Annotated in this window: 24 protein-coding genes and 1 tRNA gene; 20 read left to right on the top strand and 5 right to left on the bottom strand. The window is 38.8% G+C overall.

All coding sequences use genetic code 11. From position 1 onward, the window contains the following. The first annotated feature begins 3 nt into the window (after positions 1-3). From murC to nadE, 11 genes are all read left to right on the top strand, one after another. Positions 4-1,338: a UDP-N-acetylmuramate--L-alanine ligase gene (murC, locus tag KBU52_RS03790; RefSeq protein ID WP_004252402.1), complete on the top strand. Its 1,335-nt coding sequence runs from the start codon at positions 4-6 to the stop codon at positions 1,336-1,338. 8 nt (positions 1,339-1,346) lie between these two features. Continuing rightward, a complete protein-coding gene (locus KBU52_RS03785) occupies positions 1,347-1,862 on the top strand; it encodes a GNAT family N-acetyltransferase (protein WP_254724377.1) in 516 nt (171 codons plus the stop codon). Beyond that, positions 1,859-2,353 carry a GNAT family N-acetyltransferase gene (locus KBU52_RS03780; RefSeq protein WP_254724376.1) on the top strand — a complete coding sequence of 165 codons (495 nt, stop codon included), beginning with the start codon at positions 1,859-1,861 and terminating at the stop codon, positions 2,351-2,353. The genes KBU52_RS03785 and KBU52_RS03780 overlap by 4 nt, the downstream gene beginning before the upstream one ends. A gap of 82 nt (positions 2,354-2,435) precedes the next feature. Then, the gene (gene mltG / locus KBU52_RS03775; protein WP_254724375.1) at positions 2,436-4,103 is read left to right on the top strand and encodes an endolytic transglycosylase MltG; all 1,668 of its coding nucleotides are present in this window, start codon (positions 2,436-2,438) and stop codon (positions 4,101-4,103) included. 73 nt (positions 4,104-4,176) lie between these two features. Next, a complete protein-coding gene (greA, locus tag KBU52_RS03770) occupies positions 4,177-4,659 on the top strand; it encodes a transcription elongation factor GreA (RefSeq protein ID WP_006148148.1) in 483 nt (160 codons plus the stop codon). An 82-nt stretch (positions 4,660-4,741) separates the two neighbouring features. Continuing rightward, positions 4,742-6,115 (top strand): amino acid permease, encoded by a 1,374-nt coding sequence (locus KBU52_RS03765; protein WP_052063247.1) that lies wholly within the window; start codon positions 4,742-4,744, stop codon positions 6,113-6,115. A 98-nt stretch (positions 6,116-6,213) separates the two neighbouring features. Continuing rightward, the gene (locus KBU52_RS03760) at positions 6,214-6,624 is read left to right on the top strand and encodes a GNAT family N-acetyltransferase (protein ID WP_254724374.1); all 411 of its coding nucleotides are present in this window, start codon (positions 6,214-6,216) and stop codon (positions 6,622-6,624) included. 148 nt (positions 6,625-6,772) lie between these two features. Then, positions 6,773-6,982: a helix-turn-helix transcriptional regulator gene (locus tag KBU52_RS03755; protein ID WP_006151491.1), complete on the top strand. Its 210-nt coding sequence runs from the start codon at positions 6,773-6,775 to the stop codon at positions 6,980-6,982. After that, positions 6,972-7,460, top strand: a complete 489-nt coding sequence (locus tag KBU52_RS03750) for a DUF6773 family protein (protein WP_006148151.1) — start codon at positions 6,972-6,974, stop codon at positions 7,458-7,460. The genes KBU52_RS03755 and KBU52_RS03750 overlap by 11 nt, the downstream gene beginning before the upstream one ends. A 107-nt stretch (positions 7,461-7,567) precedes the next feature. Continuing rightward, positions 7,568-9,028: a nicotinate phosphoribosyltransferase gene (locus KBU52_RS03745; protein ID WP_254724373.1), complete on the top strand. Its 1,461-nt coding sequence runs from the start codon at positions 7,568-7,570 to the stop codon at positions 9,026-9,028. After that, the gene (gene nadE, locus KBU52_RS03740; protein ID WP_254724372.1) at positions 9,025-9,849 is read left to right on the top strand and encodes an ammonia-dependent NAD(+) synthetase; all 825 of its coding nucleotides are present in this window, start codon (positions 9,025-9,027) and stop codon (positions 9,847-9,849) included. The genes KBU52_RS03745 and nadE overlap by 4 nt, the downstream gene beginning before the upstream one ends. An 81-nt stretch (positions 9,850-9,930) precedes the next feature. On the opposite strand, the gene KBU52_RS03735 is transcribed toward nadE, so the two are convergent. The 5 genes from KBU52_RS03735 to KBU52_RS03715 form a co-directional block, all read right to left on the bottom strand. Continuing rightward, the gene (locus KBU52_RS03735) at positions 9,931-10,827 is read right to left on the bottom strand and encodes a hypothetical protein (RefSeq protein WP_254724371.1); all 897 of its coding nucleotides are present in this window, start codon (positions 10,825-10,827) and stop codon (positions 9,931-9,933) included. A 12-nt stretch (positions 10,828-10,839) separates the two neighbouring features. Further along, on the bottom strand, positions 10,840-11,922 hold the full coding sequence (locus tag KBU52_RS03730; RefSeq protein ID WP_254724370.1) for a Xaa-Pro peptidase family protein: 1,083 nt from the start codon (positions 11,920-11,922) through the stop codon (positions 10,840-10,842). Between the two features lie 115 nt (positions 11,923-12,037). Beyond that, positions 12,038-12,820, bottom strand: coding sequence for a lipid II isoglutaminyl synthase subunit GatD (gene gatD / locus KBU52_RS03725; protein ID WP_254724369.1), 783 nt, complete (start codon positions 12,818-12,820; stop codon positions 12,038-12,040). Beyond that, entirely contained in the window at positions 12,820-14,163 is a 1,344-nt protein-coding gene (gene murT, locus KBU52_RS03720) for a lipid II isoglutaminyl synthase subunit MurT (protein ID WP_254724368.1), read from the bottom strand. The genes gatD and murT overlap by 1 nt, the downstream gene beginning before the upstream one ends. 192 nt (positions 14,164-14,355) lie before the next feature. After that, on the bottom strand, positions 14,356-15,672 hold the full coding sequence (locus tag KBU52_RS03715; RefSeq protein WP_049503099.1) for an FAD-containing oxidoreductase: 1,317 nt from the start codon (positions 15,670-15,672) through the stop codon (positions 14,356-14,358). A 339-nt stretch (positions 15,673-16,011) separates the two neighbouring features. Between KBU52_RS03715 and KBU52_RS03710 the strand changes: the two genes are divergently transcribed. From KBU52_RS03710 to vncS, 9 genes are all read left to right on the top strand, one after another. Further along, positions 16,012-17,586 (top strand): DEAD/DEAH box helicase, encoded by a 1,575-nt coding sequence (locus KBU52_RS03710; protein ID WP_254724367.1) that lies wholly within the window; start codon positions 16,012-16,014, stop codon positions 17,584-17,586. A 271-nt stretch (positions 17,587-17,857) separates the two neighbouring features. Next, positions 17,858-18,646 carry a GTP-sensing pleiotropic transcriptional regulator CodY gene (gene codY / locus KBU52_RS03705; protein ID WP_004252433.1) on the top strand — a complete coding sequence of 263 codons (789 nt, stop codon included), beginning with the start codon at positions 17,858-17,860 and terminating at the stop codon, positions 18,644-18,646. Beyond that, positions 18,646-19,221: a cysteine hydrolase family protein gene (locus KBU52_RS03700; protein ID WP_254724366.1), complete on the top strand. Its 576-nt coding sequence runs from the start codon at positions 18,646-18,648 to the stop codon at positions 19,219-19,221. Before codY ends, KBU52_RS03700 begins: the two co-directional genes overlap by 1 nt. Before the next feature lie 77 nt (positions 19,222-19,298). Then, positions 19,299-19,384 (top strand) — tRNA-Leu (locus KBU52_RS03695). Between the two features lie 134 nt (positions 19,385-19,518). Next, positions 19,519-20,796: an ABC transporter permease gene (locus KBU52_RS03690; protein WP_254724365.1), complete on the top strand. Its 1,278-nt coding sequence runs from the start codon at positions 19,519-19,521 to the stop codon at positions 20,794-20,796. A 13-nt stretch (positions 20,797-20,809) separates the two neighbouring features. After that, positions 20,810-21,457 (top strand): ABC transporter ATP-binding subunit Vex2, encoded by a 648-nt coding sequence (vex2, locus tag KBU52_RS03685; protein ID WP_254724364.1) that lies wholly within the window; start codon positions 20,810-20,812, stop codon positions 21,455-21,457. Positions 21,458-21,504: 47 nt separating this feature from the next. Further along, on the top strand, positions 21,505-22,884 hold the full coding sequence (gene vex3, locus KBU52_RS03680) for an ABC transporter permease subunit Vex3 (RefSeq protein WP_254724363.1): 1,380 nt from the start codon (positions 21,505-21,507) through the stop codon (positions 22,882-22,884). 71 nt (positions 22,885-22,955) lie between these two features. Then, on the top strand, positions 22,956-23,612 hold the full coding sequence (locus KBU52_RS03675; protein WP_254724362.1) for a response regulator transcription factor: 657 nt from the start codon (positions 22,956-22,958) through the stop codon (positions 23,610-23,612). Continuing rightward, positions 23,609-24,928 (top strand): sensor histidine kinase VncS, encoded by a 1,320-nt coding sequence (vncS, locus tag KBU52_RS03670; RefSeq protein ID WP_254724361.1) that lies wholly within the window; start codon positions 23,609-23,611, stop codon positions 24,926-24,928. Before KBU52_RS03675 ends, vncS begins: the two co-directional genes overlap by 4 nt.

The raw sequence follows: 24,928 nt of genomic DNA, 5'->3' as shown, positions 1-24,928 counted from the left end.
AAGATGGCAAAAACCTATCATTTTATCGGAATTAAAGGATCAGGAATGAGTGCCTTGGCTTTGATGTTGCACCAAATGGGGCACAAGGTCCAAGGATCTGATGTGGAAAAATATTACTTTACACAACGTGGGCTAGAGCAAGCAGGGATTAAAATTTTACCTTTCGATGAGAAAAATCTTCAAGGGGATTTAGAAATCATAGCTGGGAATGCCTTTCGTCCAGACAACAATGTTGAAATTGCCTATGCAGACAAGAATGGGCTAAGCTATAAACGTTATCATGAGTTTCTTGGTAGCTTTATGCGTGACTTTATCAGCATGGGTGTTGCCGGAGCACACGGTAAGACTTCAACAACAGGTATGCTTTCTCACGTTTTGTCCCACATCACTGATACTAGCTATCTAATTGGAGATGGTACAGGTCGTGGTTCTGAAAATGCCAAGTATTTTGTCTTCGAATCAGACGAGTACGAACGTCATTTCATGCCATATCACCCAGAATACTCTATTATTACTAATATCGACTTTGACCATCCTGACTATTTCACAAGCTTAGAGGATGTCTTCAATGCCTTCAATGATTATGCTAAACAAATCACCAAAGGTTTGTTTGTCTACGGTGAAGATGCTGAGTTGCGTAAGATTACGGCAAATGCTCCAATCTATTATTATGGTTTTGAAGCAGACAACAATGACTTTGTAGCTAGTGATTTACTTCGTTCTACTACAGGTTCAACCTTTACAGTTCACTTCCGTGGTCAAGAATTGGGTCAATTCCACATTCCAACTTTTGGTCGCCACAACATCATGAATGCAACAGCAGTAATTGGTTTGCTTTATACTGCTGGATTTGACTTGAATTTAGTGCGTGAACACTTGAATACTTTTGGAGGTGTTAAGCGTCGCTTTACAGAAAAGATTGTTAACGATACAGTCATTATCGATGATTTTGCGCATCACCCAACTGAAATCATTGCAACTCTAGATGCTGCACGTCAAAAATACCCAAGCAAGGAAATCGTTGCTATTTTCCAACCGCATACTTTTACTCGTACAATTGCTTTGTTGGATGATTTTGCACAAGCCTTGAATCAGGCTGATGCAGTTTACCTAGCACAAATCTATGGATCTGCTCGTGAAGTTGACCATGGTGATGTTAAGGTTGAGGATTTAGCAGCTAAGATTGATAAAAAACATCAAGTTATCACTGTTGAAAATGTGTCTCCGCTCTTAGACCATGATAATGCTGTATACGTCTTTATGGGAGCAGGTGACATTCAATCATATGAATACTCATTCGAACGTCTCTTGTCTAATTTGACAAGTAATGTTCAGTAAGGAACACCATGGAATTTCCAATTAAAATAAGGGAAGTTCAGCAATCTGATATCGAGCAGGTTTGCTTGATGCAGGAGAGTACTCAAAACTTCCAAGAAACATTTAAGAGAGAAATAATAGAAGAACGTATCCGTAATTTTGCGGATACGTTTCTCTTAGCTAGTTTGGATGATCAGGTGATTGCTTATATTTTAGTGACAGATTTTGCTACGTCCTCAGTAAGTAGATGGATAGCAGAGATGGCAGATGTAGAAGCTATTAGTAATGAAAATCTTGTTATTGATGCTTTATCTGTTCATCCGAATTATCAAGGGCAAGGATTTGGAACCTTGTTGCTCGCAGCCATGAAACAAGTTGCTCTTCAGAAAAATAGTCCAGGTATTTATCTGCTCTGTAAAGATGAATTCCTGTCTTATTTTGAGATGAATGAATTTATAGAGCAAGGAATAGCAGATCTGGGAGTCGGAAATGAAGTTAATTTTCTCATGAGCTGGAAGAATCCCTTTTATCAGGAGGAACTATGATTATTCGACAAGCTAGACTGAGTGATTTAGACCGTATTTTAGAGATTGAATTAGAGAATTTTTCAATTGAAGAAGCCATACCTCGATCTGTCTTTGAAGCACACTTAAAAGAGATAAAAACTAGTTTCCTTGTGGCTGAAAAAGAGGGAGAGATACTTGGTTATATCGAAGGTCCGGTAATCCCTCATCGTTATTTACAAGACCAGTCTTTCACTGAAGAAATACAAGACCACAGTCATAAGGAAGGTGGTTATATATCTGTGACTTGTCTTTCGATAGCAAAAAAAGCTCAATCTCTAGGGCTAGGGAAGAAACTCCTGACCGCATTGAAAGAAGTGGCTCTCAAGCATGAACGAGAGGGAATCAATCTGACCTGTCATGACTACCTTATTGAATACTATGAGAAGCATGGTTTTGTCAATGAAGGAAAGTCTAAGTCCCAATTTGCGGGAGAAGAATGGTATGATATGGTCTGGGAAAACAAGAATTAGTGAGTAGAAAGGCTTCTAAGGTTGCTTTTCTTTAGTTTTTAAGATATAATATTAAGGATTATCAACAAGGAGGTAAATACCTTTGAGCGAAAATTCAAATGAAGAAAAGTTGAGTTTTAAAGAGCAAATTTTGCGAGATTTAGAACGACTAAAAAAAGAGGCAAATGAAGTTGAACAAACGGATGACCTTTTTTCAACTTTAGCAAAATCTTCTGAAGCAACTTCAGAAAAAAAGGAACCAAGTATTTCGGAAGAGGAGTTGATTGCAAAATCAGTTGCAGCTGTTGATCAATTGATTGATAATGCCCCAACTGTTCCTGAGCGTCCTGTTCTTGTAGAAGAAGTTCCAGAAGAAGCTGCAGAGGAAGTACAAGAAGAAATTTCAGAAGCAGTACAAGAAGAAGTAGTTGAGTCATCTCAATCAATTCCGGAAAAAGAAGAAAATGATTCAATTCCAACTAGAGTTTCAGTTTCTTATCGTGCATTTGATACTGTTCCAGAAAAAGAAACAGTAAACCTTGCGTCACACAAGGAAGAATTGACAAGTCAAGAAGCTACTGAAGATGCAGACCTTCCTAGAAGAAGTCGGAGAGAGACTGTGAAACCAGCCAAGAAAAAGAAGAAATCCCGCTTAAAAGGATTTTTAGTAACAGTTTTGGTATTATTGATTCTAATTGGTGCTGGTGGATTCTTTGGCCTACGCTATGCTGAATCAGCTCTACAACCAGTAGATCCAAGTTCTAAACAATATATGTCAGTTCAGATTCCAGATGGTGCTAATACTCAAGAAATTGGCTCAGTTTTGGAAAAATCTGGTGTTATTAAGAACGGTTTGGTCTTTACACTTTATGCCAAGTATAAAAACTACACTGGATTGAAGTCTGGTTATTATAACTTGCAAAAGAGTATGAGTGTTGAAGATGTCATTAAAGAGTTGCAAAAGGGTGGTACACCTGAACCTCAGGAAGTTGCTCTTGCAGACTTGACTATTCCTGAAGGCTATACTTTGGAACAAATTGCTCAAACTGTTGGCCAACTTCAAGGTGACTTTAAGGAACCTTTGACAGCGGAAGCATTCTTGGCTAAGGCCCAAGATGAGACCTTTATTGCTCAAGAGGTTGCCAAATATCCAAACTTGCTTGAAAGCTTGCCAGCAAAAGATAGTGGTGTTCGTTACCGTTTAGAAGGTTATCTTTTCCCTGCGACTTATACGATCAAAGAAAGTACAACTGTTGAAAGTTTAATTGATTCAATGCTTGCAGCTATGGATAAGAACCTTTCTTCACACTATGCTGCTATCAAAGAAAAGAATTTGACCGTAAATGAGCTCTTAACAATTGCATCACTTGTTGAGAAAGAAGGAGCAAAAACAGAAGATCGTAAGCTGATTGCAGGAATCTTCTATAACCGCTTAAACCTCGGTATGCCACTTCAAAGTAATATTGCTATCCTTTACGCAGAAGGCAAACTTGGTCAAAACATCAGTCTCTCTGATGATGCAGCCATTGATACATCTATTAATTCACCATACAATGTCTACACAAAAGTAGGTCTAATGCCTGGTCCAGTTGATAGCCCAAGCTTGGATGCTATCGAATCAAGTATCAATCAGACAAAGAGTGAATATCTTTATTTTGTAGCCAATGTTCAAGATGGTAAAGTTTACTATGCAACAACACTAGAAGAACATGATCGTAACGTTCAAGAACATATCAATAGTAAATTACCTCAATCAAATAGCACAAACTAAATTATGTGGTTTTCCACATAATTTTGCTTTAAAGCATATATTTATTAATTAAATCAAAAGAAAGTTGAGAAAAATGGTAGAAAAAACATATCCAATGACCTTGGAAGAAAAGGAAAAACTCGAAAAAGAATTAGAAGAATTGAAACTAGTACGTCGTCCAGAAGTTGTAGAACGTATCAAGATTGCTCGTTCATATGGTGATTTGTCAGAGAACAGTGAGTATGAAGCAGCTAAGGATGAGCAAGCCTTCGTTGAGGGACAAATCTCAAGTCTAGAAACTAAGATTCGTTACGCAGAAATCGTTAACAGCGATGCCGTTGCAAAAAATGAAGTTGCTATCGGAAAAACTGTAACAATCCAAGAAGTTGGAGAAGACGAAAAGGAAGTATACATTATCGTTGGTTCAGCTGGAGCAGATGCTTTTGCAGGAAAAGTGTCAAATGAAAGCCCAATTGGTCAAGCATTGATTGGTAAGAAAAAAGGTGATGTTGTTACAATCGAAACACCTGCTGGAAGCTATGATGTTAAAATCTTAAAGGTTGAAAAAACCGCTTAATAGGATAAAAAGAAGGAGTGGATTTAGGGAAAGCGTCTTCTATCACTCCTTTTCTTATTTTTTAAAAACTTAAGGAGACTAGATGAATTCAGAAAAAAAGCACAAAAAGAAAAGTAAAATGGAACGTGGCCTAACCAATCGCCATGTTCAGGTTATGGCCATTGCAGGAACGATTGGTACGGGATTATTTCTTGGGGCTGGTCGGTCTATCAGTTTAACTGGACCTTCGATTGTCTTGGTCTATATGATTACGGGTGGCTTCATGTATCTCATGATGCGTGCTATCGGAGAAATGTTGTACCAGGACCCAGAGCAACACACCTTTATCAATTTTATTACTCGCTATCTTGGAAAGGGCTGGGGATATTTCTCGGTTTGGTCTTATTGGTTATCAGTAGTCTTTATTGGTATGGCTGAGATTACAGCAATCGCTCACTATGTTCAGTTTTGGTTTCCGTCTTGGCCGTCTTGGTTGATTCAGGTTGTCTTTTTAACAATTTTAGGATTGGTTAATCTGATTGCAGTTAAAATATTTGGTGAAGTGGAATTTTGGTTTGCCATGATTAAAATCGTTGCTATTCTTGCCATGATTGCGACGGGTATTTTTATGGTCTTGACCGGCTTTGAAACTCCTTATGGATCAGCAAGTCTCACCAACATTAGTGAGCAATTCTCCCTTTTCCCAAATGGAGGAATGAACTTTGTCATGGCCTTTCAAATGGTTTTCTTTGCTTACTTGATGATTGAATTTATCGGTGTAACCACATCTGAAACTAAGGATCCTCGGAAAGTATTGCCCAAGGCGGTTAAGGAAATTCCTTTGCGAATTATCTTCTTCTACGGTGGGGCTTTGCTTGCAATCATGTCTATTATTCCTTGGCGTGAGCTTTCTGCGACGGATTCACCATTTGTAACGGTATTTGAACTTGTTGGTCTTAAGTGGGCAGCAGCCTTGATTAACTTCGTTGTCTTGACATCAGCTGCATCAGCCTTGAATTCAACCCTATATTCTACAGGTCGACACTTGTATCAAATTGCCCATGATTCACCAAATCGTTTCTTGAAAGCTATTAAGGCAGATACACTTTCACGCCACAACGTTCCTCAGAATGCTATCATTGCTTCTGCGGTATTGATTGGTCTTGCAGCCTTCATCAATGTACTTCCTGGCGTATCAGATGCCTTTGCTTTGATTACGGCTTCTTCATCAGGTGTTTATATCGCCATCTACATCTTAATCATGGTGGCCCATCTTAAGTATCGCAAGTCAAAAGACTTTATGGCAGATGGCTATCTCATGCCCCAATATCGCTTGCTAAATCCTCTGACTATGCTCTTCTTTATCTTTGTATTTGGAATTCTCTTCTTACAAGAATCAACTGTAATGGGAGCCAGAGGTTCAGCTATCTGGATTGTTGCTTTTGGTATTTATAGCCAATGGAAATTTAGAAAATAAGTTATAAGCTCATCAACTCAGGTTGATGAGCTTTCTAGTTTGACAGCTCTTGGTAATAAGACTATAATCAAGCTATAAGTATCTTCGAGGAGGTTTGGATGCAGGTAAGATTGGAAAATACAGAGTCTCAGAAATCGCAAATTATAGGAGACTTGATTCGCTCCTATAATCGTTCCAAAAGAGAAGTTGCTGAAAGTGAGCCACTAAACCTTTATGTCGAAGATGAACATGGTGAAATCATGGCTGGTTTAGTAGCAGAGACTTTCGGGAATTGGTTAGAAATTGAGTATTTGTTTGTGAAGGAGGACTTGCGAGGACAAGGAATCGGCTCCCAACTATTGCACCAAGCAGAAAGTGAAGCTAAAATGAGAAACTGTCGCTTTGCTTTTGTGAATACCTATCAGTTTCAAGCACCAGCCTTTTATCAAAAGCAGGGCTACAAGGAAGTCTTTATCTTAAAAGATTATCCCTACACTGGACAAAGGCACTATTATCAAAAAGATTTGTAAACATAGAACTCTCTATCATGTAAGTGGTAGAGTTTTTTTGTAAAAAAAATCTCACAAAATGACAGATATATATTGCATTATGTAAAATATATGATATAATAAAGTTGAAAAAGAAGCGCGACTTTTAAAATTAAGGAGGAGGTAACAAGTGGTTAAGAATTTAAAATTAAAGTTAGCTCGAGTGGAGCTTGACATGACACAAGGTGATTTGGCAGAAGCTGTGGGTGTCACTAGGCAGACTATCGGCTTGATAGAAGCTGGCAAGTACAATCCTTCGCTTTCACTTTGCCAATCCATTTGTAGGTGCTTAGGGAAAACCCTGGATCAATTATTTTGGGAGGAAGAAGATGAAAAATAAATTTTTTTATTATCAATTATTGGATGAAAGAGAAGAACAACTGATGAATAAAGCAGGAGCAGAAAGTTTCCATATCACTATCGTTTTCTTGCTTTTATCTTATATGATTGCTATATTAGCACCAAGTCTTTTTAATCCGACTATGGTTCTCAGCATTAACATTATTGGACTTTTTTACTTCTTCAACCGGGCGAGAAACCTCGGTGCGACCTACTATAGTCGTTTTCATTTTACGATTTTGGGATGTCTATTAATGACACTACTAATCACAACTATTATAATGTTGCAAAACTACCAGTTCAATATAGAGATTTATCAGCACAATCCATTAAACTTCAAATACCTTTTTGCTTGGTGCTTTACCTATCTCTTTTATCTTCCTTGGGTCTTTCTTGGAAACCTAGGTTTAAAGAGTTATGGTGAATGGGCTCAGAAAAAGTTTGAGAAAGATATGGATGAACTTGAGAGTATGGAATAGCTTGTTAGCTTTTTATCCATCTTGGTAAAATGTGTTATAATAGTACTAATTTATGAGAAAAGAAGAAGCATTTTCATCTTTTTACAAATAAGGAAGAAGGACAGTATATGTACCAAGATGACAGTTTAACATTGCACACAGATTTGTATCAGATTAACATGATGCAGGTTTACTTCAACCAAGGAATTCATAACAAGAAAGCGGTTTTTGAAGTTTATTTCCGCCAACAACCTTTTAAAAACGGCTACGCTGTTTTTGCAGGTTTGGAACGAATTGTGAACTACTTAGAAAACCTGCGCTTTTCTGATAGCGATATTGCTTATTTAGAATCACTGGGTTATCATGGTGCCTTCCTGGAATATCTCCGTAATCTCAAGTTGGAATTAACTGTGCGTTCTGCTCAAGAAGGGGACTTAGTATTTGCTAATGAACCGATTGTTCAAGTGGAAGGCCCTTTGGCGCAGTGTCAATTGGTTGAAACAGCCCTCTTGAATATTGTCAACTTTCAAACCTTGATTGCGACCAAGGCAGCTCGTATTCGCTCGGTCATTGATGATGAACCTTTGATGGAGTTTGGTACACGTCGTGCGCAAGAAATGGATGCAGCTATCTGGGGAACTCGTGCCGCCGTCATTGGTGGTGCCAATGGAACTAGTAATGTGCGTGCTGGTAAGCTCTTTGGAATTCCGGTTTTAGGGACTCACGCTCATGCCTTGGTTCAAGTCTATGGCAATGATTACCAAGCTTTCAAGGCTTATGCCTCAACTCACCGTGATTGTGTCTTTCTTGTTGATACTTATGATACTCTTCGTATCGGTGTTCCTGCTGCCATTCAGGTTGCAAGAGAATTAGGTGACAAGATTAACTTTAAGGGTGTTCGTATTGACTCTGGTGATATCGCCTATATTTCTAAAAAAGTTCGTCAACAACTGGACGAGGCAGGATTTACGGATGCTAAGATTTATGCATCCAATGACCTTGATGAAAATACTATCCTTAACCTCAAAATGCAAAAAGCTAAGATTGATGTCTGGGGTGTCGGGACTAAGCTCATTACAGCTTATGACCAACCAGCTCTAGGAGCAGTTTATAAGGTTGTTGCCATTGAAGATGAAAATGGTCAGATGCGCAATACTATCAAACTTTCAAACAATGCAGAGAAGGTGTCAACACCAGGTAAGAAACAAGTTTGGCGTATCACCAGCCGTGAAAAAGGCAAGTCTGAAGGTGACTACATTACTTACGATGGTGTAGATGTTACTAGTATGACAGAGATTAAGATGTTCCATCCGACCTATACTTACATCAAGAAAACTGTCCGTAATTTTGATGCCGTTCCTCTCTTGGTAAACATCTTCAAGGACGGTAAGCTAGTCTATGATTTACCAAGTCTGCCTGAAATCCAAGCCTATGCTCGCAAGGAATTTGACAAGCTTTGGGACGAATACAAACGTGTTCTTAACCCACAACATTATCCTGTGGACTTGGCTCGTGATGTATGGCAAGACAAGATGGACTTGATTGATAAGATGCGTAAAGAAGCTCTGGGCGAAGGAGAAGAAGAATGAGTTTGCAAGAGACCATTATCCAACAACTAGGTGTTAAACCAGTCATTGATGCTCAAGAAGAAATTCGTCGTTCCATTGACTTTTTGAAAAAATACCTTAAAAAACATCCTTTCCTTAAAAGTTTTGTATTAGGAATTTCTGGTGGTCAAGACTCGACTTTAGCTGGTCGCCTTGCCCAACTAGCTATGGAAGAAATGCGAGCTGAAACCGGTGATGATTCTTATAAATTTATAGCAGTTCGCCTGCCTTATGGAATTCAAGCAGATGAGGATGATGCCCAAAAAGCCCTAGCTTTTATCCAGCCAGATGTGAGTTTGGTGGTCAATATCAAGGATTCTGTAGATGCAATGGCAGCGGCAGTAGAGGCTACTGGTAGTCTAATGTCAGACTTTAATAAAGGGAATATCAAGGCTAGAAGCCGGATGATTGCCCAATATGCACTCGCAGGAGCTCATAGTGGAGCTGTTATTGGTACTGACCATGCTGCCGAAAATATCACAGGTTTCTTTACTAAGTTTGGTGACGGCGGAGCAGATATTCTCCCTCTTTATCGTCTTAACAAACGCCAAGGAAAACAACTATTGAAGGAGCTAGGAGCTGATCCTGCTCTCTATGAAAAAGTACCGATTGCTGATCTAGAAGAAGAGAAACCAGGATTGGCAGATGAAGTTGCACTCGGTGTAACCTACGCAGAGATTGATGACTACCTGGAAGGTAAGCAAGTAAGCCCAGAAGCCCAAGCAACCATTGAAAAATGGTGGTACAAAGGCCAACACAAACGCCACCTACCAATCACAGTCTTTGATACGTTTTGGGAGTAAAAAAGAAGGAAAAGTGCTGCTTTTCCTTCTTTCTTTTTATAAGTATTAATTAAAATGTTTGAGATATGAAGTGTGGAAAGGTTACTCATCTTGCATAAAATATGATATTGTAACTAATGAATTACTATCAAAATAAGAATCTTTATCAAAATATTTGCAATTTCCTATTGTAATACTATGTATTTTGTAATTCTTAATAAAATAAGGTAATTTTTCATATTTTTTTTCAAGTAATGTTACATTATGAAATCCAATATTTTCAAAAAGCTCTTTTACTTCAGAAGCTTCTTTTGCAAGTAAAATGTCATAATCATCAGGTGGAAGGATATACTGATTTTTTAAAATATCAGTAAGTCGCTCCGAAATTCGTAAACTAACATTTTCAGGAATACTTGAATCACTATTCTCACTGGAGATTATAACTTTCCCTGTTAAAATTCCATAATCATTATAATCTAAAGTAAAACACCAAGTTGAAATTCGACTATTTGAATACACCTCAAAATTAATTAAAGCTTGGTTAATTTCTACTTTTTTAAATCGATTAATTTTATCGATTTCTTCGTGAATTATTCTATTGAACTCTTCTTGATTTAAGAATTCTGGAAATTGAATGGATAAAGACTGTCTAAGCTCCTCGTCTTGTTTCTCTTCAAGACGCTCTTGACTATGCCATGAGTGTATTTCAGCAACAAAATTTACAACTTTACCTGGGATACTAATAACATTAGAAATTCCTGTTATAGTATTATTGGCTACACTAACAACTCCATCGACAGTATTACTAGTTATTTTTGAAGTTTCATCAACAACTACTTTTACGGCTTTTGAAGTCTCAGTAGCAATATCATTTACAACCTTTGAGGATTCATTAGCGATACCGTTTACAACTTTAGAAGTTTCATTGGCGATACCATTTACAACTTTAGAAGTTTCATTAGTAACGTTATCTACAAATTTAAAGAAATCATTTAACATAAAACAATACCGTTAATCAAAATAAAGCAAATCTTTGCTAGTACTTGTAAACAGATCGAAACCATCTTTGGTAACAACACCGCAGTCCTCGATACGAACACCGACTTTACCAGGGATGTAGATACCAGGCTCAACTGAGAAGCACATGCCTTCTTCGATTACCATGTCGTTTCCTTCCATGATGGATGGGAATTCGTGGACATCCATACCGATACCATGACCGAGACGGTGATTGAAGTATTCACCGTAGCCAGCTTTTTCGATCACTTCACGAGCCGCACGGTCTACTTCATGAGCTGTCACACCAGGTTTGATAAAGTCAAGGGCAGCTTGTTGGGCTTCAAGAGTCAAGTTGTAAATATCTTTCTTGAATTGGTCTGGTTTACCAACAGCGACTGTACGAGTCATATCTGATGCATAACCATTCACCATCACACCGAGGTCAAAGAGGAGAAGGGCATTGTTTTCAATCTTGTTAGCTCCAGGGATACCATGCGGATTTGCAGCGTTATCTCCTGTCAAGACCATAGTATCAAAGCTCATTTCATAGCCTTCACGTTTCATAGCAAAGTCGATTTGCGCAATGATATCAGTTTCCGTATTATCAAGAGAGATATTGTCAAAACCAACTTTAACAGACTTGTCTGCGTAAACACCTGCAACCATCATCTTTTGCACTTCATCTGCTGATTTGATCAAGCGCATGCGTTGGATCAATGGAGTTAAGTTCTCAAACTCAGCACTTTCAAAGACAGTTTTCAAACCGTGGTATTTAGTCAAGATGAGATTGTCAAACTCAACTGCTACACGTTTGAAATCAAGCTGTGGAAGAGCATTTTGGATTTTCTTCCAAGGGTTTTCAGAGTCCACGTAGCCAACTACTGGGAAAGAGACAGTGCTAGTCGCACGTTCAACCTCAAGTGCTGGAACGAAGAGAAGCGGTTCTTGGTTTCCAAGGACAAAGAGGAACATTTGACGTTCGTGTGGATCACTGTAAAAGCCAGTGAGGTAATTAATTGTGACGGGGTCAGATACGACAGCGACGTCTAGCTTTTCTGATTCAAGATAAGTTAAGATTTGTTGTAATTTAGACATATGCTACCTTCTTTCTACCCCTCTATTTTTGCAAAAATTAGGAGAAAATGCAAGGAAGAAGGAGAAAAGAACCTAAAAAAATTCCAACAGCTAATAGCATGTTGGAATCTAAATATTAATTGAAGTCTACCTTGCTTTTAACATCGCTATATTCTTCAGCGATTTCTTGGCTGAGAATATCCTCATAAGTTGGTAGAACAATGTCCTGACCATATTTTTTCTTAAGAGCAGTAGTGACCAAGCGATAGGCTAGGTTGGCGTTACGAGATAAGATAGGCCCGTGGAAATAAGAACCGAAAACATTTTTATAGTGAACACCTTCACCGACCTTTTCTTCGTTGTTGCCATTTCCATAGACAACCTGCCCCAATGGTTTTTGGTCATCTGAGAGGAAGGTGCGGCCTTGGTGATTTTCAAAACCATAGTAGGTTTCATCGAATTCTTCGTTATGAATTTTAATGTCACCAATGAATCGGTTATTGGTTTGGTTGAGTGTGTAATGTCCCATGACACCGAGACCTTCGATGCGTCTTCCAGAAGCTTCAATATAGTATTGGCCTAATAGCTGGAAGCCACCACAGATAGCAAGAACGACACCATCATTTTGGATAAAGTTATCAATACTATCTTTTTTATCGGGTAGATCACCAGCAATGATACTTTGTTCAAAGTCTTGGCCACCACCGAAAAAGGCAATATCGTAGTGATGTTCATCGAAATCATCATGAAGCGAAACGATATCAATTGTTACATGTGCACCCAGCTTTTCAGCGACGTACTTGAGCATGAGGATGTTTCCATTATCTCCGTAGGTGTTCATGAGATTCCCATAGAGGTGGGCGATATTTAGTTGGTAAGGATAATTGCCGTCTTTTGAGGAAAGTGAAGTATAAACCATTAGTTCATCTCCTTTCTAACAAGCTGACGATTGGCTAGTAATTCTCGGAATTCTAGCATAGCCGTATAAGTCGCAAGGATATAGGCATGCTTGCAGTCTTGAACTTCGATCGTTTTGAGAACTTGTTCCAGGCTACTTGTTTCAGTAATCTTGTCAGCTGGATAACCAGTTACTCGAAGACGACGAGCAATTTCAGAATGACGAACACCGCCAGCGTTGATTTCTGGAATATCCATGTCAGTGATTTGCTCAAAATCAGCATCCCAAATCCAGCTGGTATCAATCCCATCAGCATAGTTAGCATTGAGGAGAACAGATAGACTAAATGGGTAAGGAGCTAGCTTGATCATTTCGATGGCCTGGGTAGCACCAACAGGATTTTTAATAAGAACCAGTGTGCATTCCTTGTCACCGATATGGAAGGTTTCTTGTCGTCCAAAGACAGCACGACTCTTGTCAAATCCTTGTTTAATCAGTTGAGAATCAGCGCCTAGGTAACGGGCGATAGCAACTGCAGCCAGAGCATTGTAGATATTATAAAGCCCACCGATTTGAATGCCATATTCCTGACCATCAATAACAAAACGAGAACGATTGTTAGTCAACTCAACCAATTCTGTCAGACGGTAGTCCAAGTCAGGACGTTTACATCCACAATTCTCACAGATATAAGCTCCCAAGTTGGCATATGTATTTAGCTCATATTTCAGAATACGTTGACATTCAGGGCAGAGAATACCTTCAGTATTGTAGTGAGCAAGTTGCGCTGGACCTTTTTCTAGATCAAAACCAAAATACTGAACAGGATTTGAAATTGCAGGCTTGTAGAAAAGCGGACTATCACCGTTCAGCAGAACAGTAGCAGTAGGAACTTTTCGAATAGCATCCAAAATCATGTTATAGGTTGTATAGATCTCACCGTATCGGTCCATCTGATCGCGGAAGATATTAGTGATAACGAAAAGACTAGGCTGGATGTAGTCACAGATATGTGAGAGACTAGCTTCGTCGATTTCAAGTACTGCTATATTTTTTCCAGTTTTTGAAGATTTTGCAGTCAAGAAAGTAGTCGTAATCCCTGTGATCATGTTGGCACCACTTGGATTGGTTAACACTTGACCATAAATTTCCTTTAGGATACCGACAGTGAGAGCGGTTGTCAAGGTTTTCCCATTGGTACCAGTTACCACAACAATTTCGTAGTTTTTTGCTAAATTTTGTAGAATATCTTTATCAAATTGAAGGGCAAGTTTTCCAGGGAGCGTACTTCCACGGCCAAGACGGCTCAAAATAAAGTGAGAAGAACGCCCAGCAAGAAGGCCCAAAGTAGTTTTTAATTTCATGTTTCTATTATATCATAAAAGCCAGAAAAGATAGATTTGAGATTTCAGTGAAGAAAAAACAGCCCGACGAGGGCTGCTTTCTAAAATTATACTCAATGAAAATCAAAGAGCAAACTAGGAAGCTAGCCGTAGGTAGTACTTGAGTACGGCAAGGTGAAGCTGACGTGGTTTGAATTTGATTTTCGAAGAGTATTAAATCGCAAACAAATCGTTTAGGTTCTCAGCCATAGTTGGGTGAGTAAAGATTTGTTTAGCCAAATCTGTGTATGGGATATGATGGTTCATAGCAAGAGTAATCAAATTGATAATTTCATGAGATTCTTGACCAAAGAGGGTCACACCCAAGATTTCCTTAGTTTCAGGGTTTACCACAGCTTTGAAGGCACCACGCAAATCGCCATTAACATGACCACGAGGCATGCCAGCAACTGGAAGTTCCTTGACAGCAACTGGTCCACCTGCTGCTCTGGCTTGGTCTTCAGTAAGACCAACTTGTGCCAAAGGTGGGTTGAGGAACATAGCGGTTGGAACAGCTCCACGTGTTTCAAGATTATAGCTACCATCCCCTGTCAAGTAATTAAAGACAATACGGAAATCATCTAATGAAATATAAGTGAATTGAAGACCACCATTGACATCACCTACTGCAAAGACACCTGGAACGCTTGTTTCCAAATGCTTATTAACCTGGATACCGCCACGTTCAGTCAAGGCAATATCAGTGTTTTCCAAGTGAAGAGGTTCAATATTAGGCTTGCGTCCTGTTGCATAAAGGAGCGCATCAAAACGGAAGTCTCCTTTATCAGTAACAACGACAACTTCATCGCCGTCATTCTTAACTTCAGATGTTTTAACACCTTGCTCAAAGACAATGCCGTCCTCTTCCATGTATTCCTTAGCCAACTTAGCAATAGATGGCTCCACACGTGGCAAGAAGCTAGTCGCTGCATCCAAGACAGTCACTTGGCTACCCAAACGGTTATAAAGGCCAGCAAATTCAAGACCGATATTACCACCACCTAAGACACCTAAACGTTTTGGCAAGGCTTCAAGGGTTTGAATACCAGTTGAATCGTAGACATGCTCAGTTGTTGTCAACCCAGGAATCGGCAAGACATTAGACACAGCACCTGTATTGATGACAATAGTTTCAGCCGTAAGCTCTTGGCGGTCATCACCAGCCACTACTTCGATGACCTTATTTGACACGAAATGTGCCTCTGCATCAATGACATCAACGCCATTGTCTGCCAACATTTTATAATTCTTAGCGTTAAGACGACCAGTCACCGCACCACGCTCTTTCATGGTATCGTCAAATGACCAGCCCTTTTCAGCTGCTACAATCATAGTCTTGGTTGGGATACAAGCAAAATTAATGCAAATACCACCATACATCGCTTTACTGCGCTCGATGACAGCAACTTTCTTACCAGCTGCATTCATCTTAGCAGCCAAAGTCTTACCGGCTTTACCAAATCCAATTACAATTAAATCGTATGTTAACATTTTTAAATCCTCCTATTTGATTTCATTCTAGCACAAGAAAAAAACTTTTGCACAAATCTGCTACGGGAAAAAATATTGGACTAAAATAGTCTAACGAAAGCTTTCGGGAATCAAGTTCAAAAAATAGAAAAATCGTTTACATGATTTAATCAAGTGGTTAGACTATCTTTTGGCCCTCTCTTGTGTTATACTAGATAAGTTGCAAAGAAAGCAGTACTTTTCTTTAGTGGAAAAGAAGCAACACGGTCTTTCATAAAAACTGAAAGTACGTCATGACAAGAAAAGTATAAACTAAGCGCTATAGGATGGCTTCGCACCATCTTTAGAAAGAAGAAAAACGTGAAATTTAATGAATTTAATATTTCTGCTGATTTGTTAGCAGAAATTGAAAAAGCAGGATTTGTAGAAGCAAGTCCTATCCAAGAGCAAACTATTCCTTTGGCTCTTGAGGGAAAAGATGTTATCGGTCAAGCACAGACTGGTACAGGGAAAACTGCAGCCTTTGGATTGCCAACCCTTGAAAAAATTCGTACAGAAGAAGCAACTATCCAAGCTTTAGTAATTGCCCCAACTCGTGAACTGGCTGTTCAAAGTCAGGAAGAACTTTTCCGATTTGGCCGTAGTAAAGGTGTGAAAGTCCGTTCAGTATACGGTGGTTCAAGTATTGAAAAACAAATCAAGGCTCTTAAATCAGGTGCTCACATCGTTGTAGGAACACCGGGACGTTTACTTGACTTGATTAAACGCAAGGCTTTGAAGTTGCATGATATTGAAACCTTGATTTTAGATGAAGCAGATGAAATGCTGAACATGGGATTCCTTGAAGATATTGAAGATATCATCTCTCGTGTACCGGAAAATCGTCAAACCTTGCTCTTTTCAGCGACTATGCCAGATGCTATCAAACGTATTGGTGTTCAGTTCATGAAAGAACCTGAGCATGTAAAGATTGCTGCAAAAGAATTAACAACAGAACTGGTAGACCAGTACTATATCCGCGTTAAGGAACAAGAAAAATTCGATACCATGACTCGTCTTATGGATGTTGATCAACCTGAATTGTCAATCGTTTTTGGTCGTACCAAACGTCGTGTGGACGAGTTAACTCGTGGGCTTAAAATCCGTGGTTTCCGTGCAGAAGGGATCCATGGAGATTTGGACCAAAACAAACGTCTTCGTGTCCTTCGTGATTTTAAAAATGGCAACCTTGATGTCTTAGTTGCAACAGACGTGGCTGCTCGTGGTTTGGATATTTCAGGTGTGACTCATGTCTACAACTACGATATCCCACAAGACCCTGAGAGTTATGTTCACCGTATTGGTCGTACAGGACGTGCAGGTAAGTCAGGTCAGTCTATTACCTTCGTTTCACCAAATGAAATGGGTTATCTACAAATCATTGAGAACTTGACTAAGAAACGTATGAAAGGTCTTAAACCTGCAAGTGCAGAAGAAGCCTTCCAAGCTAAGAAGCAAGTAGCTCTTAAGAAAATTGAACGTGATTTTGCGAATGAGGAGATTCGTAGTAACTTTGAGAAGTTTGGCAAGGATGCTCGTCAATTGGCTTCAGAATTCAGCCCAGAAGAATTGGCCATGTATATTCTCAGCTTAACTGTTCAAGACCCAGATAGTCTTCCTGAGGTTGAGATTGCCCGTGAAAAACCGTTACCATTTAAACCATCTGGTGGTGGTTTCGGTGGCAAAGGCAAGGGTGGTCGAGGAGGCCGTCGTGGTGACGACCGTAGAGACCGTGAACGCCGTGGCAATGGACGTCGTGATGAATATCGTAAAGGTGGACGTTCAAAGGATCGCTTTGATAAAGAGAAGCGTTACCGTAAGGACAATAAAAAACCACGCAATACTTCAAGCGAGAAGCAAACAGGCTTTGTAATTCGTAACAAGGGTGATAAATAATAAAAAGCGGTTCACTTTGTGAATCGCTTTTTATATATAAGGAGACCTAAATTAAAGTAGATAAAGTTATACTTGAAATTGAATTTATATATTTGTTATCTTGTAATATTATATTATCAAAAAATTAGGAAGCTGTCAATAAGAAAATTATAAAAAATAGGAAAAATTTTCGAATACACTTGAATTGCAATTCAATAAACAATTTTCAGATAATTGTTGAAAAAGTCAGAATTTTATGATATAATGAAAGCGATTATATGCGAGGTAAAAAATGGCACATTTATTAGAAAAAACAAGAAAAATCACATCAATGTTAAAGCGTTCGGAGGAGCAATTACAAGATGAGCTTCCTTATAATGCCATTACACGTCAATTAGCAGATATTATTGACTGTAACGCTTGTATTGTGAATAGCAAGGGTCGTTTGTTGGGCTACTTTATGCGCTACAAAACTAATAATGACCGAGTAGAGCAATTCTTCCAATCAAAGACTTTCCCAGAAGATTATGTGCAAGGTGCGAACATGATCTACGATACGGAGGCTAATCTTCCAGTTGAGCATGATTTGACAATTTTCCCAACTGAGAGTCGTTCTGATTTCCCAGATGGTTTGACAACGATTGCTCCAATCCATGTCTCTGGTATTCGCTTGGGTTCATTGATTATTTGGCGCAATGATAAAAAGTTTGAAGAAGATGATTTGATTCTGGTTGAGATTGCCAGTACAGTAGTAGGAATTCAACTCTTGAACTTCCAACGTGAAGAAGATGAGAAAAATATTCGTCGTCGTACGGCTGTAACTATGGCGGTCAATACACTTTCTTACTCTGAACTTAGAGCAGTATCGGCTATTCTAGCTGAATTAAATGGTAATGAAGGTCAATTAACAGCTTCAGTCATTGCTGACCGTATCGGTATCACTCGTTCTGTAATTGTTAATGCCCTTCGTAAACTCGAATCTGCAGGGATTATTGAGAGTCGTTCTCTTGGTATGAAAGGAACTTATCTCAAAGTTCTCATTCCAGATATTTTTGAAGAAGTGAAAAAGAGGGACTATTAATGGCTAAGGCTTTAATTTCTATTGACTATACAGAAGATTTTGTAGCGAATCATGGGAAACTGACTGCGGGCGCTCCAGCTCAAGCAATATCTGATGATATCTATCATGTGACCCAAAAGGCTTTTGAACGTGGCGATTACATCTTTTTTACCATCGATGCCCATGAAGAAAATGATGTTTTTCATCCTGAAAGCAAACTATTCCCACCACATAATATTATTGGGACTAGTGGACGAAACTTGTATGGCAAACTAGCCGAGTTCTATCAGGAATACGCCGATAATAGTCGTGTTTTTTGGATGGACAAACGTCACTATTCGGCCTTTTCTGGAACAGATTTGGATATCCGTCTCAGAGAGCGTAGGGTAGATACAGTCATTTTGACAGGAGTTCTTACTGACATTTGTGTCTTGCATACGGCCATTGATGCTTATAATCTTGGTTATCAAATAGAAGTGGTCAAACCAGCAGTTGCATCCATTTGGCCTGAAAATCATGCCTTTGCACTTGGACATTTCAAGAATACACTTGGTGCGAAATTGGTTGATGAAAATTTGCTTGAAATTACAGAATAATACATTTCAAGATGAAAAAATCTGAAAAAAGTCTTGACAATTTTTTTCAAAGTTGATATACTAGTAAAGTAATCGACGCGGGGATGGCGGAATTGGCAGACGCGCAGGACTAAGGATCCTGTGACCGCTTTAGGTCGTGAGGGTTCAAGTCCCTCTCTCCGCATAGTAGTGAGCTAGCTTTGGCTAGCTTTTTATTTTTCATCAAAAAGAGCAAAAATATTTTTGCTCTTTTTTTGGTATTTCATAAACATTTCATATTTGAATATTATAATGGTTTTACAAATATGGAGGTGCTATATGAATCCCACTCAAAGAGCTTGGGCTTACGTCAGCAGAAAACGACTGAGAAGTCTCATATTATTCCTGATTCTATTTGTCTTATTGGCTGGAATATCGGCTTGTTTGACGCTCATGAAGTCCAACAAAACAGTAGAAAATAATCTCTATCGCTCATTGAATACGTCTTTTTCGATTAAAAGAATAGAAGTAGATCAGACCTTTCAACTGTCTCAACTAGATGACCTTAAAAACATAAAGGGGCTTGAGAAAATTTCACCTGAGCTAGAAACAATAGCCAAGTTAACTGACAAAGAAGTTGTTACTGGAGAACAAAGCATCCAAAGGGATGATTTGACAGAAGCTGAAAAAAATCTCATCACTTTAATTGCATTAGAAGATTCTTCCAAGGATGTTTCTTTTACAAGCTCCGCCTTTAGTCTTAAAGAAGGAAGACATCTCGAAAAAGGGGACAGTAAAAAAATCTTAATCCACGAAGATTTAGCTAAGAAAAACAATCTAAAGCTAGGAGATAAGATTAACTTAAATTCTGGACAAGTTGAAGGAAATAGTGGACAAAGGATAGACTATGAAATCGTGGGTATTTTCTCAGGTAAGAAGCAAGAAAAATTCACTGGTCTTTCGTCAGATTTTAGTGAAAACACGGTCTATACAGACTACGAAAGTAGCCAAACTCTTCTTGGAAATAAGGAAGCTCAAGTTAGCGCCGCTCGTTTTTATTTAGAAAATCCAAAAGATATGGATAGTATCATTCAAGAGGTTGAAAAGTTATCTCTTGAAACGAAAGGTTACCAAGTTGAAAAGGAAAATAAGGCTTTTGAACAAATCAAGGATTCAGTTTCGACCTTCCAAACCTTTCTACAGATTTTCCTCTATGGCATTATGATTGCTGGTGTAGGAGCGCTGATCTTGGTCTTGTCACTTTGGTTACGAGAGCGAGTCTACGAGGTTGGTATTTTATTGGCACTAGGTAAAGGAAAAGGAGCAATCTTTAGCCAATTCTGCCTGGAAGTCATCCTAGTTTCATTGGCATCTATTCTGCCGGCATTTGTGGCTGGGAATACCATTACTTCCTATCTCTTGAAGACTGTACTAGCAAGTGGCGACCAAGCTGCCCTACAAGATACGCTGGCAAAAGCAACGAATCTTTCAACAAGTCTTCTATCATTTGGAGAATCTTATATTTTCCTACTTATAATTAGCTGTTTGTCAGTTGCACTTTGTTTTCTATTTTTATTTAGAAAATCACCTAAGGAAATTTTATCATCTATTAGTTAATGAAGGAGAAATCATGACTTTACTACAATTACAAGATCTTACTTATCGTTATAAAAACACTGCAGAAGCAGTATTATATAAAATCAATTACGATTTTGAACCTGGTAAGTTTTATAGTATTATCGGAGAATCAGGAGCTGGGAAGTCAACACTCTTATCTCTATTAGCAGGACTTGATAGCCCAGTCGAAGGAGCTATCCTATTCGAAGGCAAGGATATTCGTGAACAAGGTTATTCTTATCATCGCATGCACCATATCTCGCTAGTTTTCCAAAACTATAACTTGATTGATTATCTTTCTCCATTGGAAAATATCCGCTTGGTTAATAAAAAAGCTAGCAAAGATACTCTTCTTGAACTTGGTTTAGATGAAAGTCAAATCAAGCGGAATGTTCTCCAATTATCAGGAGGGCAGCAACAACGGGTTGCCATTGCTCGTAGCCTTGTATCGGAAGCACCAGTGATTTTAGCAGATGAACCAACAGGAAACCTAGATCCTAAGACTGCTGGAGATATTATTGACCTGCTCAAATCTCTCGCTGAGAAAACAGGCAAGTGTGTGATCGTTGTGACCCACAGCAAGGAAGTAGCACAAGCATCAGATATTACACTTGAATTGAAGGATAAGAAACTGACTGAAATAAGTACAAACAGTAACTAAAACTTTTAAACATATTAAAAACGGAAGTAAATCTAGAAAGGAATCTTATGTTACACAACGCATTTGCCTATGTCACAAGAAAATTTTTCAAGTCGCTTGTGATCTTTCTTATCATTCTCTTGATGGCTAGTTTGAGTTTGGTCGGCTTATCTATCAAAGGAGCGACAGCCAAGGCTTCTCAAGAAACCTTTAAAAATATCACCAATAGTTTCTCCATGCAAATCAACCGCAGGGTTAATCAAGGAACTCCACGTGGTGCTGGGAATATCAAGGGTGAAGATATCAAAAAAATTACTGAGAATAAGGCCATTGAATCCTACATCAAACGGATTAATGCTATCGGTGATTTGACAGGCTATGAACTGATTGAAACGCCTGAAACCAAGAAAAATCTAACTGCAGATCGAGCTCAACGTTTTGGAAATAGCTTGATGATAACAGGTGTAAATGACTCTTCTAAAGAAGACAAGTTTGTGTCAGGCTCTTACAAACTGGTCGAAGGAGAACATTTAACCAGCGACGACAAATACCAGATTCTCATGCATAAAGACTTGGCTGCTAAACATGGCTGGAAGGTAGGAGATAAGGTCAAACTGAACTCCAATATCTACGATGCAGATAATGAAAAAGGAGCAAAGGAAACAGTAGAAGTAACGATCAAAGGACTTTTTGATGGACATAACAAATCTGCTGTGACCTATTCACAAGAACTTTATGAGAATACAGCTATCACAGATATTCACACAGCTGCCCAACTCTATGGTTATACAGAAGATACAGCTATTTATGGAGATGCTACCTTCTTTGTAGCTGGAGATAAGAACCTAGATACTGTCATGCAAGAATTAGGGTCGATCAACGGCATCAACTGGAAGATGTATAGCTTGATTAAGAGTTCATCTAACTATCCTGCCCTCGAACAATCTATCTCAGGCATGTACAAGATGGCTAATCTTCTCTTCTGGGGTAGCTTGAGCTTCTCTGTTCTTTTACTTGCTCTCTTACTGACACTTTGGATTAACGCTCGTCGTAAAGAGGTTGGAATTCTCCTTTCAATTGGTCTAAAACAAGCAAGTATTCTAGGACAATTTATCACAGAAGCAGTTATGATTGCAATTCCAGCACTAATTTCAGCTTACTTCTTAGCTAACTATACTGCTCGCGCCATTGGAAATACAGTTCTTGCAAATGTCACATCAGATGTGGCTAAGCAAGCTAGTAAGGCAGCCCAAGCCTCTAATCTTGGTGGTGGTGCAGAAGTTGACGGCTTTAGCAAGACACTTTCAAGTCTGGATATTTCCATTCAACCCACAGACTTTGCTATCATCTTTGTACTTGGCTTGGTTCTAGTAGTATTAGTTATGGCACTTGCTTCAAGTAATCTCCTCTTTAAACAACCAAAAGAACTCTTGTTGGATAGTGAATAAAAAAACCTGCTACCTATTCTCACTCAAATGAGATATAATATAGGTAGCATTTTTGATAGAAAAGGATTTATATGAAAATTCTAATTGTAGAAGATGAAGACATGATCCGTGAGGGAATTAGTGACTATTTGACGGATTGTGGCTATGAAACCATTCAGGCAGCAGATGGTCTTGAGGCCTTAGAACAATTTTCCAATCACCAAGTTGCCTTGGTTCTCTTAGATATTCAAATGCCGAAACTTAATGGTTTAGAGGTTTTGTCAGAAATCCGTAAAAGCAGCCAAGTTCCGGTCTTGATGTTGACAGCCTTTCAGGATGAGGAATATAAGATGAGTGCCTTTGCTGCATTAGCAGATGGTTATTTGGAAAAGCCTTTTTCTCTATCTTTGTTAAAAGTACGAGTGGATGCCATCTTTAAACGCTATTATGATACTGGTCGTATTTTTACCTATAGGAACACCGAGGTAGACTTTGACAGTTATAGCGCCAAAGTGTCTGGTCAAGAAGTTGCAGTGAATGCAAAAGAACTGGAAATTTTAGACTATCTGGTTAGAAATGAAGGTCGAGCCTTAACACGGTCGCAGATTATCGATGCTGTATGGAAGATGACAGATGAGGTTCCTTTTGACAGAGTGATCGATGTCTATATCAAGGAACTACGGAAAAAATTAGATTTAGACTGTATTCTTACCGTGCGCAATGTTGGTTATAAATTGGAGAGAAAATGAGACGTTCAGGTTTATTTAAAAAAATTTTTATCTATACCTTCTCGGTATTTTCTACCTTGGTCATTTGTTTGCATTTGGCCATCTATTTCCTCTTTCCTCCGACCTATCTCAGTCACCGTCAGGAAAGCATCGGGCAAAAGGCTACAGAAATTGCCCAGTCTCTCCAAGGCAAAGATAGTCAAGCTATTCAGGAAGTCCTTGAACTTTATTCTAAAAGTAGTGATATTAAGGGAGCTGTTAAGGGAGAGATGACTCAGGATAAGTTGGAAGTCAATGATAATCTTCCCATTGATAGACAACGTCAAACAGCTTCCTTGGTTATTGAGGAAAGAGAAGTTCAAACTAAGGATGGTCAGACGATGACCTTACAGTTTTTAGCTTCTATGGATTTGCAGAAAGAAGCAGAAGACATCAGTCTGCAATTTTTGCCTTATACGCTATTAGCGTCTTTTATCATTTCGCTCCTCATCGCCTTTATCTATGCTAGAACCATTGTTGCTCCTATTTTGGAAATTAAACGAGTGACTCGACGGATGATGGATTTGGATGCAGAAGTAAGGTTGCGCGTGGATTCTAAGGATGAAATTGGCGATCTTAAAGAACAAATCAACAGTCTTTATCAGCATCTCTTGACTGTGATTGCAGATTTGCATGAGAAAAACGAGGCCATTCTCCAGCTGGAAAAGATGAAGGTTGAGTTTTTACGAGGTGCTTCCCATGAACTGAAAACACCTCTAGCTAGCCTAAAGATTCTTCTGGAGAATATGAAAGCCAATATTGGACGCTATAAAGATCGTGACTATTATCTGGGAGTTTCTTTGGGTATTGTTGATGATTTGAGTCATCACGTTCAGCAAATCTTATCCCTTTCTTCAGTGCAGGAGTTGCGAGATAAGAAGGAAGTAATCAACCTTCTTGAAATGACAGATTTTCTCTTAAAGGATTATGATTTATTAGCCAAAGAGAGGGAAATCTCAGTCGTGAATCAACTGACTGACCAACAAACATATCTAAATCCTTCGGTACTCAAGCTGATTCTTTCCAATCTTATCAGTAATGCTGTGAAACACTCTGTTCAAGGTGGTTATCTAAAAATTGGGGCAGAAGAAGGCTGGGTTTTCATTGAGAACGCCTGTACTCCTGATGAGCAAGATAAGTTTGAACAATCCTTTGCGGTTTCTAGTCGACAAAGTAAGGGAGCTGGTTTGGGACTATTCGTAGTTAAAAGTTTATTGGAAAACGAAGAAATTGACTATCGATTTGAACGCTATGAAGACCACTTAGCCTTTTATATGAACCTACCTAAAGACCTATAA

The sequence above is a fragment of the Streptococcus sp. 9.1(2021) genome (assembly GCF_030466425.1).
GTDB lineage: Bacteria > Bacillota > Bacilli > Lactobacillales > Streptococcaceae > Streptococcus > Streptococcus wuxiensis.
The sequence above is the reverse complement of the archived record's forward strand: the minus strand, read 5'-3'. Positions and strand labels throughout refer to the sequence as shown.